At 71.1% G+C, this 17,289-nt stretch carries 16 protein-coding genes; 4 read left to right on the top strand and 12 right to left on the bottom strand.

Annotated features, from left to right (window positions below; genetic code table 11):
- Nucleotides 1–13 precede the first annotated feature (13 nt).
- The gene (locus MLG87_RS10935) at nt 14–2,449 is read right to left on the bottom strand and encodes a DUF5916 domain-containing protein (protein WP_243295207.1); all 2,436 of its coding nucleotides are present in this window, start codon (nt 2,447–2,449) and stop codon (nt 14–16) included.
- Between the two features lie 117 nt (nt 2,450–2,566).
- Between MLG87_RS10935 and MLG87_RS10930 the strand changes: the two genes are divergently transcribed.
- Nucleotides 2,567–3,046, top strand: coding sequence for a DUF192 domain-containing protein (locus MLG87_RS10930; protein WP_243295206.1), 480 nt, complete (start codon nt 2,567–2,569; stop codon nt 3,044–3,046).
- 179 nt (nt 3,047–3,225) lie between these two features.
- On the opposite strand, the gene MLG87_RS10925 is transcribed toward MLG87_RS10930, so the two are convergent.
- On the bottom strand, nt 3,226–4,023 hold the full coding sequence (locus MLG87_RS10925; RefSeq protein WP_243295205.1) for a metallophosphoesterase family protein: 798 nt from the start codon (nt 4,021–4,023) through the stop codon (nt 3,226–3,228).
- 32 nt (nt 4,024–4,055) lie between these two features.
- Here MLG87_RS10925 and MLG87_RS10920 point away from each other — a divergent pair, with 32 nt between their 5' ends.
- The 3 genes from MLG87_RS10920 to MLG87_RS10910 all read left to right on the top strand — a co-directional run bounded on the left by MLG87_RS10920 (nt 4,056) and on the right by MLG87_RS10910 (nt 6,096).
- Nucleotides 4,056–4,901 carry a CE1 family esterase gene (locus tag MLG87_RS10920; RefSeq protein ID WP_243295204.1) on the top strand — a complete coding sequence of 282 codons (846 nt, stop codon included), beginning with the start codon at nt 4,056–4,058 and terminating at the stop codon, nt 4,899–4,901.
- Nucleotides 4,898–5,686, top strand: a complete 789-nt coding sequence (locus MLG87_RS10915) for a sulfite exporter TauE/SafE family protein (RefSeq protein ID WP_243295203.1) — start codon at nt 4,898–4,900, stop codon at nt 5,684–5,686. The genes MLG87_RS10920 and MLG87_RS10915 overlap by 4 nt, the downstream gene beginning before the upstream one ends.
- Nucleotides 5,687–5,748: 62 nt before the next feature.
- On the top strand, nt 5,749–6,096 hold the full coding sequence (locus MLG87_RS10910; protein ID WP_243287394.1) for a hypothetical protein: 348 nt from the start codon (nt 5,749–5,751) through the stop codon (nt 6,094–6,096).
- Between the two features lie 109 nt (nt 6,097–6,205).
- On the opposite strand, the gene queA is transcribed toward MLG87_RS10910, so the two are convergent.
- Genes queA through MLG87_RS10860 form a run of 10 tightly spaced genes read right to left on the bottom strand, consistent with a single transcriptional unit; the run spans nt 6,206 to nt 17,224 of the window.
- Nucleotides 6,206–7,270: a tRNA preQ1(34) S-adenosylmethionine ribosyltransferase-isomerase QueA gene (gene queA / locus MLG87_RS10905; protein WP_243295202.1), complete on the bottom strand. Its 1,065-nt coding sequence runs from the start codon at nt 7,268–7,270 to the stop codon at nt 6,206–6,208.
- Nucleotides 7,271–7,280: 10 nt separating this feature from the next.
- Nucleotides 7,281–9,086, bottom strand: a complete 1,806-nt coding sequence (locus MLG87_RS10900) for an ABC transporter ATP-binding protein (RefSeq protein WP_243295201.1) — start codon at nt 9,084–9,086, stop codon at nt 7,281–7,283.
- Nucleotides 9,087–9,135: 49 nt separating this feature from the next.
- On the bottom strand, nt 9,136–9,957 hold the full coding sequence (locus tag MLG87_RS10895; protein ID WP_243295200.1) for a tetratricopeptide repeat protein: 822 nt from the start codon (nt 9,955–9,957) through the stop codon (nt 9,136–9,138).
- Nucleotides 9,954–10,640 (bottom strand): hypothetical protein, encoded by a 687-nt coding sequence (locus MLG87_RS10890; RefSeq protein ID WP_243295199.1) that lies wholly within the window; start codon nt 10,638–10,640, stop codon nt 9,954–9,956. The genes MLG87_RS10895 and MLG87_RS10890 overlap by 4 nt, the downstream gene beginning before the upstream one ends.
- Nucleotides 10,637–11,227, bottom strand: coding sequence for an RNA polymerase sigma factor (locus tag MLG87_RS10885; protein WP_243295198.1), 591 nt, complete (start codon nt 11,225–11,227; stop codon nt 10,637–10,639). The genes MLG87_RS10890 and MLG87_RS10885 overlap by 4 nt, the downstream gene beginning before the upstream one ends.
- Complete coding sequence (locus tag MLG87_RS10880; RefSeq protein ID WP_243295197.1) at nt 11,224–12,249, bottom strand: hypothetical protein; 1,026 nt, start codon at nt 12,247–12,249, stop codon at nt 11,224–11,226. The genes MLG87_RS10885 and MLG87_RS10880 overlap by 4 nt, the downstream gene beginning before the upstream one ends.
- A gap of 43 nt (nt 12,250–12,292) precedes the next feature.
- On the bottom strand, nt 12,293–14,077 hold the full coding sequence (locus MLG87_RS10875; protein WP_243295196.1) for a hypothetical protein: 1,785 nt from the start codon (nt 14,075–14,077) through the stop codon (nt 12,293–12,295).
- Nucleotides 14,078–14,088: 11 nt separating this feature from the next.
- Nucleotides 14,089–14,805 (bottom strand): HisA/HisF-related TIM barrel protein, encoded by a 717-nt coding sequence (locus tag MLG87_RS10870; RefSeq protein ID WP_243295195.1) that lies wholly within the window; start codon nt 14,803–14,805, stop codon nt 14,089–14,091.
- 44 nt (nt 14,806–14,849) lie between these two features.
- Complete coding sequence (locus tag MLG87_RS10865) at nt 14,850–15,557, bottom strand: ribonuclease III family protein (RefSeq protein WP_243295194.1); 708 nt, start codon at nt 15,555–15,557, stop codon at nt 14,850–14,852.
- A gap of 2 nt (nt 15,558–15,559) precedes the next feature.
- Nucleotides 15,560–17,224, bottom strand: a complete 1,665-nt coding sequence (locus tag MLG87_RS10860) for a serine/threonine-protein kinase (RefSeq protein ID WP_243295193.1) — start codon at nt 17,222–17,224, stop codon at nt 15,560–15,562.
- Nucleotides 17,225–17,289: the final 65 nt, after the last annotated feature.

Here is a 17,289-nt window from a genome sequence, read left to right as displayed (position 1 = left end):
CTTGTGGACGCCCCTAGCGGAACAGCCAGCTCACCTTGGCCTGCACCACGTCGTCCGAGGGCAGGTGCCGCAGGAGGGCGAGATCCGGCCGGGGGGCCAGGCTGGCGCGGTCGTTGATGAGGGCGTCCGTGCTGGCGCCGTGGGTGTAGACGAGGAAGAAGGTGGAGCCGGGACGGAACTCCCAGCGCGTGATGAGGTTCAGGTTCCAGGTCCGGTAGCTGAAGGCCGTCTGGGGCGTGGTGCCCGCGGGCTGGTCCTCCGGAAGGCCGGGCTCGAGGGTCTCGTCGTCGACATAGTGCTTCAGGTCGCGGTAGTTCCAGTTCGCGGCCAGCCACTGGCTGAAGAGCTGGAGCGTGAGGCTGGGGTTGAAGGCGTAGGCCACCCGCACGGTCTGGTTGAGCTGGCTGAGGCGGCGCAGGCCCACGATGGGCGTGGCCGCCGGGGTTTCCAGCCACTTCAGCTCCCCCTCGTCCCGGGTGACGGAGGTCGTGACCTGGATCTCGAGGTTGGGGGCGGGCCGGAGGGTCTGGAAGAGTGTCGTGTCCGTGGAGGGCCCCCCCTCTTCCCAGGCCCGGCTGGTGTTGAGGCGGAGGTACCAGGGCCGGTTGCCGGGTGTGTCGAAGCCCAGGTTCGCGTAGGGCACGGCGGAGCGGGCCAGGTACTTCTTCTGCGGGTCCGAGTAGGTGCGCAGCTCCCGGTCGTCCTCGGCGGGCAGGTCCACGCCGCCGCCGCCCCAGAGGGCCCAGAAGCTGGTGAAGTCGGTCCGGCCCCAGGTGTTGAGGTTGCGGATGAAGGTCTGGCCGGCCTGGTCGCGGGCGTAGGTGTGGCCCAGCCCCCAGGCCCAGTTGCGGAAGGCGCCCCAGGTGCGGTCCCAGCGGCGCGAGACCTCGCCATACAGGCGCTGCTCGTCGGCGCGGCCCAGATAACCGACATCGTTGGGGTTGTAGTCGCGCCCCGCGTCGATGGCCTGGAACTCGGCGCTCCAGCCGCTGCGCCACTCCTGGTGGGCCCGGAGCCGCGCCCGCCAGCCCTGGTCCTGGGCGCCGGCGGGGCCGGTCTGGCTGCGGCTGAGGGTGGTCTCCAGCGTCCCGCCCCGGTCCTCGGTGCGGTAGACCCCGTCCAGCGCCTGGACATGGGCGGACCGGCCCGCCGCGCCCGCCTGGTCCATCTCCGAGGCGAAGGTGCCCACATAGCTCCCCCGGTCGTCCAGGAGCTGCTGGATCCGCACCACGCCGAAGTTGGTGAGCGGCGAGATCTCGCGCCGGGACCGGGTTCCGGCCGCGTCGGCCACCGTGGCCCGGGCGGGCTCCACGCTGGCGCCCAGGAGGCCCACCTTGGTGTCCGAATCGTACGTGGCGGTGTACTTCGCAGCGGCGGTGATGTCCGTGGCGTTCGGGCGATCCTGCAGGGTCTCGCCGGGGGCGAGGTCCGGATCGGACAGACCGTGTCCAATGCGTCGGCTGTAGAAGAGGTCGGGGCCGGCCACCCGGAAGAGGTCCATGCCCTCCAGGAAGAAGGGGCGCTTCTCCGGGAAGAAGGTCTCCAGGGTGCCGAGGTTCAGCACGGCCTGGTCCACCTCGACCTGCCCGAAATCCGGCCGCACGGAGAGGTCCACTTGGGCGTGGGAGTTCAGGCTCCAGTGGGCGTCGAGGCCGGCCCGGGTGTCCCAGCCTCGGTCGTCGTAGCTCCGGGCGGTCTCGAACTTCCGGGCGGTCCCCAGGTAGGGCGCATACTCCCGGCGCGGCTGGGGGGCCAGCCCCTCCAGGCCGCTCAGGTCGGGGAAGCGGCTGACGAACCCGTTGTCCCCCCGGGGCACGACCATCCAGCGGCTGGATTCCCGCACCACGCCCTGGTCCGTGCGGCTGAAGTTGATGCCCCAGGTCTGGGGTTCGGAGCTCTCCTTGAACCGGAGGAGGGACAGCGGAATCTTCAGCTCCGCGGTCCAGCCGTCGGCATCCACCGACACGGCGCTCTCCCACACGCCGTCCCAGCTCGGGTCGAAAGTGCTGTCGTTGTAGATGATCTGGTCCTTCTGCACGCCGGCCGCGTTCACCTCGAACAGGAGCGCCGTGCGCCGGTCGTGGCTGGAGTCGATGGCCACGCCGAACCAGTCGCTGGGGCTGTCCTGGTCGCGGCGGTGGACTCGGCGCACCACGTGGGCCCGGCCGCCCTCCAGCCGGCGGTTGTGGAGCATCCGGGCTCCCACGTAGAGGTACCGAGCGTCGTAGAGCACCCGCACCTCCGTACGCTGACGGGCCGGCTGCCCGCGCTGGGGCCACTCCTCGGTGAACCCCGAGGCGAAGGGCGCCCGCTTCCACGCGGGGTCGTCGAGGTGGCCGTCCAGCTGGATGGCTGCGCCGACCCGCAGGGCCTGGAGCCCGGTCTCCGGACCCGGGGCGGCCATGGCCAGGGCACCGAGGAGGAGGGCGGAACAGGTGGGAGCGCGCATGATCCTCCGAGCCGGCGGGAAGCTCCATGTTGCCACATCTTGCGAGGTATCATGGATTTTGGAAGCCTTCCGTCCCCTCCAGGCACTTCTACGGATAATGGAATCCCAGGAGTCGACATGCGCACGATCTTCGCCATCCTGCTCTCCCTGCCCCTGTGGGCGGGCGGAGGCACCGTGGCCTTCAAGCAGACGGCCTTCATGGCCGAGGTGGCCGCCACGGACCAGGAGAAGGCGAAGGGCCTGATGTACCGGCAGAGCCTGGCCAAGGACCGCTGCATGTTCTTCGTCTACGGCGAGGAGGGCTACCACGCCATCTGGATGAAGAACTGCCTCATCGCCCTGGACGTGGCCTGGGTGGACGCCGAGGGCAAGGTGGTGGAGACGGCGGAGCACGTGCCCCCGTGCAGCCCCATGCGCGGCGACGACTGCCCCACCTACGGGGGAAGTGTGCCGGCCCGCCACTTCATCGAGTTCGCCGCGGGCACCTTCAAGCGCATCGGCCTGAAGAAGGGCGATCGCCTGGGCTGGGACCTGGTCCTGGACGACGGCCGGGCCGTGCGCGGCGGCGCGCCGATGCCGAAAACCAAGAAGAAATAGAAACGCGGAACGCGAAGGGCGCGAAGGGGAAAGGCAAGGGCGCGAAGAGAAGCCCTGCTGTGTCGGCAGAAGGATGCCCAGGATGGGTCCAGGCTGCTTCGTGGACTTCGCTCGTCCGAAGGACGTCTTCGCGCCCTTCGCGTTCCGCTTTTGATGGAAGGTCTGGTTCCGGGCGCGGCCTATTCACCGTTCTTCGGCGCGCCCTTGCGGGGCGGACGGGTGAGCGTGCGCAGGGCCTCGGGAGCCGGGGGGAGTTCCGTGAGCTCCAGGGGGCTCAGGCGATCCGCCAGCAGCTTCCAGGCCCGCGCCTGGCGGGGCAGGCGCTCGGCCTGGATGACCTCGAAGCCCTGGGCATAGCTCACGAAGGGCGGCATCACCAGGGCGAAGCCCGTGTAGAGGAAGGCGGGAAGCCGCATCCAGTCCGGATCCCCGGCGGGCCCGATGCCGGGCACGGCGAAGAGGGGGTGCACGCCGCCGTTGATCCAGAAGCCCTGGGGCGAGTCGTGGCGGGGATAGACGAAGATGCGGCGGCGATGCATGAGCGTGAAGGGGCCCACCCGGTGCTGCTCGACGGGTTCGATGCCGGTGCCTTCCAGGGCCGGGCCGCAGCTGCGGTCCGGGTGGCCCACCACCTGCACCACTTGGCGTCCCCCGGCCTGGAGCTTGCGGAAGATGGTGCGCAGCTCCTCGGCCTCGTCGCCCTCCACCGTGCCCTGGCTGGGTTTGAGGTCACCCAGCAGGGCGATCTGGGCGGGGGCGTAGTCATCGATGAGGCTGAACAGCCGCTCCCAGATCTCGGTCTGCTGGGGCGGAGGCAGGGGGTCCGGGCGGCGGCGGCGGGCGGCGCCCAGGCCGAAGAAGAGGTCCGCCAGCACCAGCGTCTTCTGCCGGGGCAGCCACACCGCCCGCCGGCTGTCGAGAATCACATCCTGGTTGAGCTGGACCTGCACCGGCGCCTCCGCCTTCCATTGGAACACGGCGGGGGCCAGAATCCGGGGATGGAGGACCGGTGCGGCACGGCCAGAGCCACTACCTGAAGCTGGAATGGCAGGGCGAGGCCCGGCGGGTCCTGGTCCATGACCCTCCGGCGGCCTCGGACCAGGAGCTCCCGCTGGTGCTGGCCCTCCACGGGACCGGCGGAACGGCGCGGCTCATGGCCGCCTTTTCGGGCCTGGGTCGCCTGGCCGACGAGCGGGGTTTCCGCGTGGCCTACCCCCAGGCCCTGGGCGAGGCGGGCACGGAGGATCCCGGACTCGGCGCCGCCTGGAACGTGGGGCCGGGGCTGGGGTGTCCCGGCCACACGGAATTGGACGACGTCGGGTTCCTCGGGGCCGTGGTCGACCGCCTGAACCACCGCGGGATCGTGGATCCCCGGCGGGTCTTCGTGGCGGGCTTCTCCAACGGGGCCCGCATGGCCTATCGCCTGGCCCTGGAGGCGCCCTGGGTGGCGGCCATCGCGCCCGTGGCGGGGGCGCCGATCTGGGGCCCTTCCCCGATCCGCGCCGTGCCCACCCTGGCCTTCCATGGGACGGAGGATGGTCACATCCCCTACCAGGGTGGCGTGGGGCTGCAGGGGCGGCGGGTGCCCGTCCTGCCCGTACCTGAGGCCGCGGCCCGCTGGGCGGCCCTTATGGGATGTGACGAGGGGCCCGTCCGCGAGGCCATGGACCCCCACCACCTCGATCTCTGGTCCGGCGGTGGATGCGAGGTGGGCCTCTGGACGGTGGCCGGCATGGGCCACGCCTGGCCGGGCGGGCGGCCCTACGCGCCAGGCGCGGACCGGCCCGCCCCGGATCTCTCCGCCAGCCACCTCATCTGGGCCTTCTTCGAAGCCCATCCCCTGGAGGCGCCTTGATCGCGGATCCGAACCATTTCATACCCGGCCTGGGCACGGGCCTGGCCGGCGGCGTGCTGTCGGGCCTCTTCGGGGTGGGCGGGGGCGTGGTGATGGTGCCCCTGCTGGGCCTGTTCCTGCACCTGGACCAGCACCGCGCCCAGGGCGCCACCCTGGCGGCGATGCTCCTGCCCACGGGCCTGCCTGCCGTGCTGCAGTACCGCAGCCGGGGCATCCACACCAGCCTGCGCCTGGTGGGCGTGCTGGTGCTGGCGTTCCTCTTCGGCATCTACGGCGGCGCGCGGGTGGCGAACCTCATCCCTTCGGGGCCCCTGCGCTGGGGCTACGCGGCCTTCCTGGTGCTCCTGGCCTTCAAGACCTACTTCCGGCACGAACCCCCGGCCGTGGACCGGACCGTGGAACCCCTGGACCTGTCCTCGGGCCTCTGGTCCGCGGGCCTGCCCATCGGCCTGCTGGCGGGGGTGGTCTCGGGCCTCACGGGGCTGGGGGGCGCCGTGGTGGTGATTCCCCTGCTGGCCTCCCGCTTCCGCTTGACCCAGCACGAGGCCCAACTCACCAGCCTCATGATGCTGCTGCCCCCCATCGGCCTGCCTGGCGTCTATGTCTATGCCCAGGCCCAGGGCGGGCTGCCGTGGATGGTGATCGCCGGGGTGGCCGTGGGCTTCGCGACCGGCGCGCTGGCCGGGGCGCGGGTGGCCACGCGCATGCGGGGGGCGAAGCTGAAGCAGATCTACGCGGTGATCGTGCTTTTCATGGCCCTCCTGGTGGTCCTGCGGGGCCACTGACCGGAAGCCCGTCCAGGGGACGCACGGCGCGGCCTTGCGCTATCCTCGACCCGGAGGTTGCCGTGCCCCTGGATGCCCCGACCCCCCTCTACGTGGGGGAGCGCCTGCGAGACCTGATCCTGTGCTACGCGGGGCCCTGGGCGTTCCTGCCCTACATGCGGAACCGCGAGGACCCGGAGCTGCTCTGGCACGCGCGCCAGGGCGTCATCCTGGCCTTCGCCGAGTGCGCCCTGACCCTGGCCATGCTCATCCTGGGCCTCTTCCCCATCTTCGGCGCCGTGTCCATCCGCTTCTTCCTGCCCCTCTGGCTGCTCTGGTGCCTGGGCATGTCCGTGACGAGCATCCTGCAGGCCACCAAGGGCAAGCGGCACCGTATCCCGGTGATCCACCAGTTCATCGACTATCTATAGCTCTCCGGGGGGACCGCCCGGCCGCAGGCGGCCTCTGCGTCCCCCCGGACCCTCACGAGAAGCGCTGGCGGAGCCGGCGCTTCTCGTCACCGCTTTGAGCGGAGAACGGCTAACGGGAGGGGCGTGCGTTCAGGATCAGCATGGCGTCGCCGTAGCTGAAGAACCGGTACCGCTCGCGCACGGCCTCCGCGTAGGCCGCCTGGGCCAGGTCCAGGCCCAGGAGGGCGGACACCAGGACGAAGAGGGTGCTTTCCGGCAGGTGGAAGTTGGTGAGCAGGTGGTCGGCGGTGCGGAGGCGGTAGCCCGGCGTGATGAAGAGGCGCGTGGCGCCCTCCCGCGCGAGCCGCGCGCCGTCCCAGGCGCCTTCGAGCGTGCGCAGCGAGGTGGTGCCCACGCAGAGCACGGGCCGCGCGCGATCGCGGAAGGCCGCTTCCAGGATCCGGCCCGTGGCGTCGGGGATCTCGAAGCGCTCCTCGTGCATGGCGTGGTCTTCGAGGCGCTCGGCGGTCATGGGCCGGAAGGTGCCCAGGCCCACGTGGAGCCGCACGGGATGCCAGCCGCAGCCGCGGGCCGCCAGGGCACCGATGAGCTCCGGCGTGAAGTGCAGGCCCGCCGTGGGGGCCGCGACGGCCTCGCCCTCCCGGGCCGCGAAGACCGTCTGGTAGCGGGTCTCGTCCTCGGCCTCCGCCAGGTGGTCGATGTAGGGCGGCAGGGGCAGGCGGCCGATGCGGTCGATCTCGTCCCAGTCCAGGCCGTGCTCAGCGTGTACCCGCACGGTCCGCAGGCCCTCGGGCAGGGTGTCCAGGATGTCCAGGTGGGCCAGCTCGGTGTGGGTGACCGGGTCCACCACGGCGGCGGAAGCCCCGGGTTTGAGGCGCGCGCCCGGCTTCACCATGGCCTCGAAGCGCCCCTGGCCCAGGCTCCGCAGCAGGAGCGCCTCGCCCGCGCCGCCGCCTGCGCGGCGCAGGAAGAGGCGCGCGTGGCGGACGCGCACGTCGTTGGGGACACAAAGGCTTCCGGCGGGCACCAGGTCCGGCAGGTCGCGGATGGTGCGGTGGGACCAGGTCCCGGTCTGCGCGTCCACCACCAGCAGCCGCGCGCCGTCGCGATCCGGCGCGGGGTGTTGCGCGATGAGTTCCTGGGGCAGGTCGAAATGGAAGTCGGAGCGGAGCATCAGAGGGGCATCACGCTTCCGCGAACTGCAGCCGGTGCAGCCGCGCGTACTCGCCCTGGCGCGCCAGCAGCTCGTCGTGGGTGCCCTGCTCCACGATGCGGCCCTGCTTCATGGCGCAGATGCGGGTGGCCCGCTGGATGGTGCTGAGGCGGTGGGCGATCACCAGCGTGGTGCGGTCCTGCATGAGGGTTTCCAGGGCGGCCTGCACGGCGCGTTCGCTCTCGGTGTCGAGGGCGCTGGTGGCCTCGTCGAGGATGAGGATTGGCGGGTCCTGCAGCAGGGCCCGGGCGATGGCGAGGCGCTGGCGCTGTCCGCCGCTGAGGCTGGAGCCCGTCTCCGCCAGGGGCGTATCGTAGCCCCGGGCCAGCCCCTGGATGAAGTCGTGGGCATGGGCCTTCTTCGCGGCGGCGATGACGGATTCGCGGCTGGCCTGCTTGCCGTAGGCGATGTTGTCGTGCACCGTGTCCATGAAGAGCAGGGTCTCCTGGGTGACGATGCCGATGAGCTTGCGGAGCTCGCGGGGGTCGAAGTCTCGGAGGTCGAGGCCGTCGAGGGTGATCCGCCCGCCGGTGGGGTCGAAGAAGCGGGGCACCAGGTTCACCAGGGTGGTCTTGCCGCCGCCGCTGCCGCCCACCAGGGCCACGGTCTCGCCGGCGCGCACCTCGAGGTCGATGCCGCGCAGGACGGTGTGCTTCTCGTCATAGGCGAATTCCACGCCCTCGAAGCGCAGGAGGGCCGGACGTGCGGGCACAGGCACCGGGTCCGGATTCACGGGCAGCTCCGGATTCCGGTCGAGCATGGCATAGACCCGGTCCAGGCTGGCGGAGGCCACCTGGATCTCGTTGTTGAGCTTGGTGAGCCGCCGCAGGGGGTCGTAGAGCGCGTAGATGGCCAGGATGTACGTGAGGAAGTTCTCGGTGGTGAGGGTGCCGGACTTGAAGCGCCCGGCGGCGTAGGCGGCGAGGCCCGCCAGGAGGAAGCCCCCCACCAGCTCCATGATGGGCGTGGAGAGGGCCGAGGCCCGGGCGCTCTTCATGCCCAGCCGGTAGAGCTCCTGGTTCTGGAGCTGGAAGCGGCTCACCTCGTAGGACTCGCGGGCGAAGCCCTGGACCACGCGGATGTTGCTGAAGACCTCCTTCAGGCGCTGCAGAAGCCGGCTGGAGGCCTCCTGGTTCCGGTGGTTCACCCGGCGGATGCGCTGGCTGAGCTTCTTCACGGGCAGCACCACCAGGGGGCCGGCGAGGAAGAGGGTGAGGCTCAGCTTCCAGTCCATGTAGAGGACCGTGGCCAGCATGGTGAGGGCCACACAGATTTCGCGCACGGCCTCCGCCAGCTGGTTGCTGGCGATGCCCTGCACGGCGCCCACGTCGCTGATGCTGCGGGTGATGAGCTCGCCCACGGGGTGCTTCTGGAAGAAGGCGGGCTCCTGGGCCAGCAGGTGGGCGAAGAGGCGCTCCCGGAAGGCCTGGGTGGCGCGGATGCCGCTGCGGACCATGAGCAGGGTGCCGGCGTAGGTGAAGAGGCCCTTCAGGGCGAAGAGCAGCACCAGCACCAGGGGCACCAGCAGGCCCGTGCGCAGGGCGGAGGCCTCGGGCAGGTGCGCCATGGCCCAGGCCCGGAGGTGTTCGAGCTGGCCGAAGAGGCCCGTCTGGGCCCCGCTCAGGGCGTGCGCCTTGCCATCGTCAAACACAAACTTGATGGAGGCGATGAGGGCCCCTTGGCAGAGGCCCGCCAGGAGCAGGAGCAGCGAAGCCCCCGCGATGAGGGGGGCGTGGACCCGCAGATGGTCATTGAAGAAGCGCAGGAGTCGCGACATGGTCAGCGACCAGCTTAGCCGCTCTGGCCCATGCCACCGTCACGGGCAGCTACTCGACGGTCACGGTCACCGTGCTCTTGCCGTCGTCCAGGCTGAAGAGTTCCGTGCCCTTGGGGGCGTTCAGGGCCTGGTCCATGAGCCGCTCCAGGTCCACTCCCTTCTTCTTGGCCTGGCGCAGCTGCTCGTCCGAGAGGTAGCCGCCCACGGCCCGGGCCAGGCCCACGGTCAGGCGCACGGTCAGGGCCTCGGGCTTGGCCCGCTCCTTCACGCGGATCACCAGGAACCGGCCCTGGGCGGGGCCCGCGGCCTGGGGCTGGATCCCCATGGCCAGCAGGGCGAGGCGGCAGGCCTCGGAGGAGGCATCCACCCGGAGCCCGGCCTGGAGCACGGGCACGGCGCGGGCGTCCCGCCGCTTGGCCAGCTGGAGGGCCGCGGCGATGCGGACCTCTTCGCGGTCGTCGGACAAGGCGCCGGCCAGGCCGGCCTGGGCGGCGGGGCTGTTCCACTGGCGGATGCCCCAGCAGCGGACGCGGTTCAGCCGGGCCTCCTTGCCCAGCATCCGCTGATCGGGATGTTTCGCGAGGAAGTCGGTGTAGGCGTCGGCGGCCTCGTCCCACCGCTGGTCCTGCTCCAGGCTGGAGGCCAGCCAGTAGCGGGCGTCCGGCACCCGGGAGGAGCGGGGGAACTCGCGGATGAGCGAGCGATAGGCCTGGGCCGCCTCGTACCAGCGCTGGGCATAGCGGAGGTCGCGGCCCTGCCGGAACAGGGCGTCCGCGGGGCTCTCCACGCCCGCCAGGGCGAGGGGGACCGCGGGCTCCGGGGCGGCGGGCGCGATCAGCGCGGGCACGGCCACGAGGAGGGAGAAGGTCATGCGCCGTCTCCCCTCAGGCGCCGTTCCATGCGCTCGGACGCGCCCTCCAGATCGTGGGCCGCGGCCCACTGCCGGAGCTCACGGGCCCGCTCGGTGCTGAGGCAGTCGTCCTCGAAGGCGACCTCGGACAGCCAGGCGTGCAGGTTGGCGCGGATGGCCTCGGCCTCCTGGATGGGCGCGCCCTGGGCGGCGAGCTGATGGCTGGCCTCCAGCAGGGTCAGGGCCATCTCGCGCTCCTGGCGCCGGTCCTCCTCCCCCTTCTTGCACAGGGTCGGGTCTTGCTCGAAATCCTGGAGCAGGGTGGTGCTCTGCCGGAAGAAGGCGATCCAGGCGCGGTCCTGGGTGCGCTTGCGAGCCAGCTGCTCCAGCCGGGCCGTGTCCCGGGCCTGGGCGCGGAGGCTCTGGGTGTGCAGCACGGTGTAGGTGGCCGGGATCAGGGCCACCAGCAGAACGGCGGCGGCCGCCAGGGTCCAGGATCCGGTCCAGCGGAGGCGGGGGGGCGGGGCCAGGCTTTCGGCCAGGCCGGGGCCGTGGCTCTCCAGGGCCAGGTGGAGCTCCAGCAGCTCGGCCAGCTCGGCCTGCTGCGCCGGATCATCAGGCCAGAGCTCCGGCCGTTCGAGCAGCTCGAAGCGGCGGGCCTCTTCCTGGGGATCAAGGCGGTTGGGGTCGGGGGCGGCGGTCATGGCTGGGGTCCAAGGGTCTTGCGGAGCTTCTGGAGGCTTTGGAACAGGGTGGCTTTCACGGTGCCTTCGGCGCAGCCCAGGTCCTGGGCGATGCGTTTCACCGGGTGCTCGTGGACGTAGTAGGCGAGCACCATGGCCCGCTGGCGGGGGGTGAGGCCCTCCAGGGCCCCGCGAAGGGCCTGGATGCGCCGGCTTTGGTCCACGGATTCCCAGGGTGAAGCCTGCTGGGGATCCGGTGCGTCAAAGGTCTCGGGAGGGGGTACCTCTCTCCCCCGTCTACGGAGGTGGTCGGTCGCCGCATTAGCCGCCAGCGTAAAAAGCCAGGCAGCCACCGGCCGACCCTCTTCGAATCGCTGACAATGCTGGAGACACTTGAGAAAAACTTCCTGGACCAGCTCCTGGACCACCCCGGCCTCGCCCTGCAGGCGCCGGTGGAGGAAGGCGCAGAGGGGGCGCTCGAAGCGGGCCATGAGGTGGGCCAGGGCCTCCTCCCGGCCGGCCTTGAGCTGGGCCATCCAGAACTCCGGGGACTCTGTCTCCGGCGGAAGGGGGCCGTCAGCCGGCGGCTGGGGGAGGGCCGCGCTCATGCCTTGGGGGCTCGGGCGGGAAGGGTGAAGGAGAAATCCGGCTGCCCCAGCTTCTCCATCACCAGCTTGAGCTGCTCGGGCGTCAGCGCGCAACGCAGCCCCACGCGGCGCTGCTCCTGCAGCAGCTGCGGGGCGGCGCCGGGGGCCGCCTGCACGGCATTGGCGGCGGCCACCAGCCGCTGGAGCCACGGCGTGACCTGGTTGATCCCCTCGGGCGTGCCCGCCAGGGCCAGCTCGAAGCGGATGGCCTGCTCTTTTCCGGCCGCATCCTTCGCGGCGGGCGGCGTGATGCTCCAGAAGAGGGCATCAACTCCCTGGGGCAGGTCCTTTACGAGGGTCCCCTCCAGGTTGCGGCGCAGCCCGCCCAGCAGGGCCTCGGGCTGGAGGTAGCCCTGGAAGGGCGCCCGGGGGTTGATCCACTCGGCGGCGAGGGCCGCGTCCGGCCGGGTGGCCAGGCTGTCCTTGGCCGCCATGCGCTGGAGGGCCTCCAGAGAGCCGATCCAGACCTGGCCCTTCTCGTCGCTGGCGGCCCGGATGTGGGCCTTGGCCCCGCCGGCCTCCAGGTCGAGGATCACGTGGAGCGGCCAGTCCCGGCCCTGGAGGCGCAGGCTCCCCTCCTGGGGGAAGGATTCGGAGAGGGCCGCCACCAGCGAGGTCGGATCGGCGAACTGGTTCAGCTGGATGAGGACGTGCTCAAGGCCCTTCTGGATGTTCGACTCGCCCTCTTGCGGCACGCCGATGACATGGAAGGTCACCCGGCCCGTCTCCGTGCGCGGGTTGATGCGGGCCTTCTGGAGGAAGAGGTCCAGGGCGCGCTCCACCGAGGGATCCCTGGAGATGAGGGATTGGACCTCCTTGTGGGTGAGCATCCAGGCCGCTTCGCCGGAGAAGGAGGCCACGCTGTCGGTCGGCGCGGACTGCACCCACCCGGGAACGCGGGGCTTGGGCCGGCAGGAGGTGGCGAAAGGCAGACAGGCCAGCGCCACCGCGACGGGGATCAGGATGGCGGCGGGGCGGCGCATGGGGGGCTCCTGGATCTGGGTTACGGGACGGTCCTGGCCCCGTTTACCCGAGGGTCCGCAGGGTCACGGGCAGGTGTGGGCTGCGGAGGAGCTGCTGCTGCTCGGCCTCGGACAGCAGGCCCCAGATGCGGGCGGAGGCCTCCCGAGGCGTCTTGGGGTTCAGCAGCAGCTCGGACATGATCGCGGCGTGGGCCATGAGCACCGGATGCCCGGCGATCTGCTCCAGCACGGCGCGGGGGGTCAGCTTGTTCCGGGCGAGGCGGAGGAGGATCCCGGGATCCAGCTGGCGGTCGGACACCATGCGCCGCAGGGTCTCCTCGTCCTGGAGCACCTCCTGGGGCAGGTGGCGCATCAGCTCGCCGCCCGAGGTGCGGAGGGCGGTGATCCGATCCGAGACGTCCATGGCCAGATAGAGGGTGCGGAGGGTCTCCAGGGCCCGGCGCTTGACTTCCAGATGCTGGAGCCGCGGATCCCGCAGGATCTCGATGGCGGGCTTGAGGCCGGGCAGGTTCGCGAGCAGGCCGAGGGCCGTGGCTTCGGTCAGGTGGGGATGGTGCACCAGGGTCTCCGCCACCAGCGGATCCCCCTGCCACTTGGCGTGCGCGGCCACCTGCTCGGCCCGGTCGCGGTCCAGAGTGGGCAGGGTGGAGGCCAGCATCCGCGGCGTGAGGGCCGGGTTGTCCAGGGACAGGCGGAACACCTGGGGATCCGGGTCCTTGAGCACCTGGATGAGCTGGTCCTCCTGCGTGGCCTGGGTGGCGAGGAACACCCGCTCCTCGAGGCTGGCCCAGCGGCCGTCCTCGCCGCGCTCGGGCAGGGCGGTGGACAGCCCCGACCGCTGGCGCAGGAGGCGGTCGTAGAAGTACTTCACCACCCGGAGCAGGTGCGGGGACTGCCGCTTGGCCCAGTAGGTGACGAACTGGTACTCGCCCTCCTCCAGCTGGGAGAAGAGGCTCACGATGCGGCGCAGGGAGGCGGGCTTCGAGGCGCCCCGCTCCAGCGTCGTGACGAGGAGGCGGGAGAGGGCCAGGCGTCGCGACAGCCCCGCGGGGCAGCCCGGGGCCTCCTGGATGCCCTCCCGCACGGGCTCCCGGAAGTACCAGCGGGCTTCGGCGTACACCTCCTCGAAGAGCTCCGGCACGGCGCTCTGGCCCAGGGCCCGGAGGAGGAGCTCCTCTGAGATGAGCGGATTCTGGAGGGCGGCCAGGCGGAGGTCCGCGTCCGGGTCCACGAGAAAGCCCACCAGCTCATCCGGCTGGGCGGTCTGCTGGGCCCGGGCGAGCCGGTCCCCCTTGTTCGCCACCGGTGCCGGCGCGGGTGTGGCGGGGGCTTCCGGCAGGGCCGTGAGGGTCTCCCAATCGGGATCCTCTCCGGGCAGGGGGGGCAGCTCCTGGGTGGAGCCGGTGGCGGAGACGGACTTGGCGATCTGCTTGGCCAGGAGCTTGGCGACGGGCTTCAGCTCGGGGTTCAGCTGGGCGTAGAGCGCCTTCACCGCCTCGGAGCGATCCACCTTCTCGGCGGTGGGCGCCTGGTCCATCTCCCGCATCTGGCCGAAGAGGGAGACCACCATCTCCAGGTCGCGGCGGATGGCCTCGGGGGTGGCCTCGTTCTCCGCCAGCCCCAGGAGGATGGGCCAGTGGGCCAGCCAGTGGGGCGTGCGGGCCATGAGGGTCAGCAGGCGCGGCGAGTCCAGGGACCGGGCCAGGCCCTCCAGCATGAGGATCTGGCTTTCCGACGGCAGCTGCGGGCGCACCAGGGCCAGGTGGCGGAAGTGGATCCGTTCCGGTTCCGTTAGGCTGGCGAGGAACGCGCCTTTCGGTTCCGTCACGATTCCTCCGGTCAGGCGCAGGCGGCTTGGAGGAGGGCCAGGAGTCCGGGATCTTCGCGGAAGAGGAGGGCGTCGACCAGGGCCCCCTTGAGGCCGAGGTGGGCGGGCGCGGCGTCCAGATGCCGGAGGGAGGTGATGCTGCCGCCCATGACCAGCGGCAGGCCGGTGGCGGTGGCCAGCGCCGTGGCGGTCTCGAAGTCGGGATCGGCGCCGGGCACTTCGGGGATGTCCACGAAGAGCAGCCGCTTGAAGCCATAGGCCTTGGCGCGCAGCGCGAGGTCGAGGGCGCTGAGGTTGGCCGTGTCCACCCAGCCCGAGCGATGCACCCTCCCGCCCCGGGCGTCGATGGCCGCGGTGAGGAAGGGCTGGAAGCGGGCCATGAGCTGTTCCGACACGAGGGACGACTTGTGGAGGATCGTGCCCGCCACCAGCCAGACGGCACCGTGGTCGATGAAGAACTGGGCCTGGTCCGAGCTGCGGATGCCGCCGGCCACCTGGATGCAGACCTTCCGGCCCCGGGCATGGCAGCGCTCGAGGATCTGGGCGATGAGCTCGCGGTTGTTGCCCTTGCCCATGGCGGCATCCACGTCCACCAGCGCCATGCGCGTGGCGCCCTCGTCCAGCAGCCGGGCGGCGAGGTCCAGCGGAGCCTCCGCCGAAGGCTCGCCCTGCCCCGTGGTGGGGATGACGCGGCCATGCTGGAGGTTCAAGGTTGGGTAGATCTTCAAGCGGACACCCCGGTAGACCGGTAGATGGGAGTGTAACGCAAGGGTTACGCCTGTGAGGATCCCGTCAGCAGATCCAGGAGGTGGCGGGCGGCGTCGCTTTCGGCCCGCTTGCGGGAGGATCCCCGGGCCTCGGCGCTGCGGTCGCCCACGGCCACCCGCACGGTGAAGAGCGGAGCGTGACCGGGACCGGACTGGGAGACCAGGGTGTACGCGGGAGTGGGCAATCCTAGCCGAGCGGCGGTCTCCTGGAGGGAAGTCTTGGGATCCAGGCGGGACCACGCTTCCGGATGGGCCTGCCGGATGGGCTCAAGGAATCGGCCTTCCGCCAGGGCCAAGGCGGCGGCCTGACCATCCCTTCCCGAAGCCTGGGCGTCCAGGTAGACGGCCGCCAGCAGGGCCTCCAGTGCATCGGCCAGAGGCTTGGAACCCATGGGGGGAGCCTTCCTGGGATGCGCGGCGCTCAGGGCTCGGTCCAGGCCCAGGTCCAGCGCCCACCGGTGCAGTGAATCCGTGCACACCAGCACGCCCCGGAATTTGCTCATGGGGCCTTCCTGCCAGTCCGGCCGCTCCCGGTGGAGGAGCAGCGCCACGCAGAAATTCAGGAGGGCATCGCCCAGGAACTCCAGCCGCTGGTTATCCCGGCCTTTGGCGGCGGAGGTGTGGGTCAGCGCCTCCTGGAGCAGGGCGGGATCCGCGAACCGGTAGCCCAGCGCGGCCTCCAGGGCGGCCCGTTCTTCGGCGCGTTTCGCCATGGTCAGTCCGCCAGATCCGAAGGGAGCTTCCGATTGAAGCGGGCCTGGTTGAGGACACTCCGGAAGCGGACGTTCCGGGCGGCCATCTGGCCGAGGATGCCCTGGCGCCGCGCCTCGCGCAGCTCCTGGACGAACTCGGCGTGGCGGCCCTGATCGTAGAGCACGGTGGCCAGCCAGGCATGGGCGTTCACGTTGGTCGGATCGGCCTTGATGGCCTGCCGGAACCCGTGGATGGCCTTGTCGGGCTGGCTGTCCGCCAGCTGGATGGCCTCGCTCATGGAGACGTTGCCGAGGTTCAGGCGCTCGTGGGTCTGCAGCTTGTCGAGCTTCTCGGGCTGGTAGAGCTCGGGCCGGTCGATGGACCGGGGTTCGGCCCGGGACTCGCTGGTCCTGGCTTTGCCCGCGTTCGACTCGGTGGGCGCGGGATCCTGGGCGCGCGGCTGCGTCGGCACGGGCTCCGCCATCTGGGAGGCGCGCGAAGACGCAGGCTCGGGCTTTGCTCCCGCGGGAGCCGGGGCACCGGCGCTGGCGGGGGCGGGCGCTCCAGCGGAGGGAGGAGGCACCGTTTCCCGGGTTTCTGTGGACAGCGCGGGCACGGGAGCGGCGCTCCGATGGAGGGCCCACCAGCCCGCGCCACCGGCGCCCGCCAGAACGAGGGCCGCGAGGCCGATCCAGAGGGCTGGCTTGCCTCCCGCCGGGCGGGCCGGGGGCGGAGCCGCCACTGGCGGGCGCAGCGCGGCCGGGGCCTGCATCGTGGGCGCCGAAGAGGCGGGTGCCGGCGGCGCCACCGGTGCGGTGGGGGCGGCGGCCTGGAGAAGGGCGGTCGCCTCTTCCAGCTGGCCCGTCCAGGAGGGATCCTTCGCGGCGCGCAGGGCCTTGGCGAGGTCCTCGGCCGTCTGGAACCGCGCGTCCGGATCCTTCGCCAGGGAGCGGTCCAGCACCGAGCGGATGGCTGGGCTGATGCCCCGCAGCATCTCAACCTCGAGGGGCTCGGGCGCCTCGTTGACGATCTTATAGAGGACCGTGGGCGTGGTGTCTCCGGCGAAGGGCTTCCGTCCGCTCAGGCACTCGTAGAGCATGACGCCCACGGCGAAGAGATCGCTGCGGGGATCGGGCTTGCCGGTCCGGATGTACTCCGGCGCCATGTAGCTCACCGTGCCCATGACCATGCCCGTGGCCGTCATGTCCGAGTTGCTGATCTTGGCCACCCCGAAGTCCATGACCTTGGCGTGGAGGCGCCGCCCGTCGCGCTGGACGCGGACGTTGGTGGGCTTGATGTCGCGGTGGACGATGTGCTGCCGGTGGGCGAATCCGAGGCCATCGCAGACCTGTGCCAGCACCTCCAGCGCCTCGGAGCGGGTGAGCGACTGGTCCCGCAGCAGCTCGTCCAGGTCGTGACCCTTGACGAACTCCATGGCGATGTAGAGCACGCCCTGGTCCTCGCCGAACTCGTAGATGGTGACGAGGTTCGGGTGGTTCAGCACGCCGGCGGCGCGGGCCTCGCGGGCGAAGCGCTCCTTGGCCTCGCCGCCCTGGGCCGCGGAGGGAAGGATGGTCTTGATGGCCACCTCGCGGCCGATGGTGGGGTCCACGCCGAGGTAGACCTCGCCCATGGCGCCGTTGCCGAGAACGCGCTTGATCTCGAATTTTCCGAGCTTCTCGAACATGGGAAGGTCCCCCCGGATGGGATGAGGATGGAGGGACAGCATAGGTCCTGTCCTGCGCAGGTCCA

The sequence above is a fragment of the Geothrix mesophila genome (assembly GCF_022808835.1).
GTDB classification, from domain to species: domain Bacteria; phylum Acidobacteriota; class Holophagae; order Holophagales; family Holophagaceae; genus Geothrix; species Geothrix paludis.
This window is presented reverse-complemented; position numbering and strand designations above follow the sequence as displayed.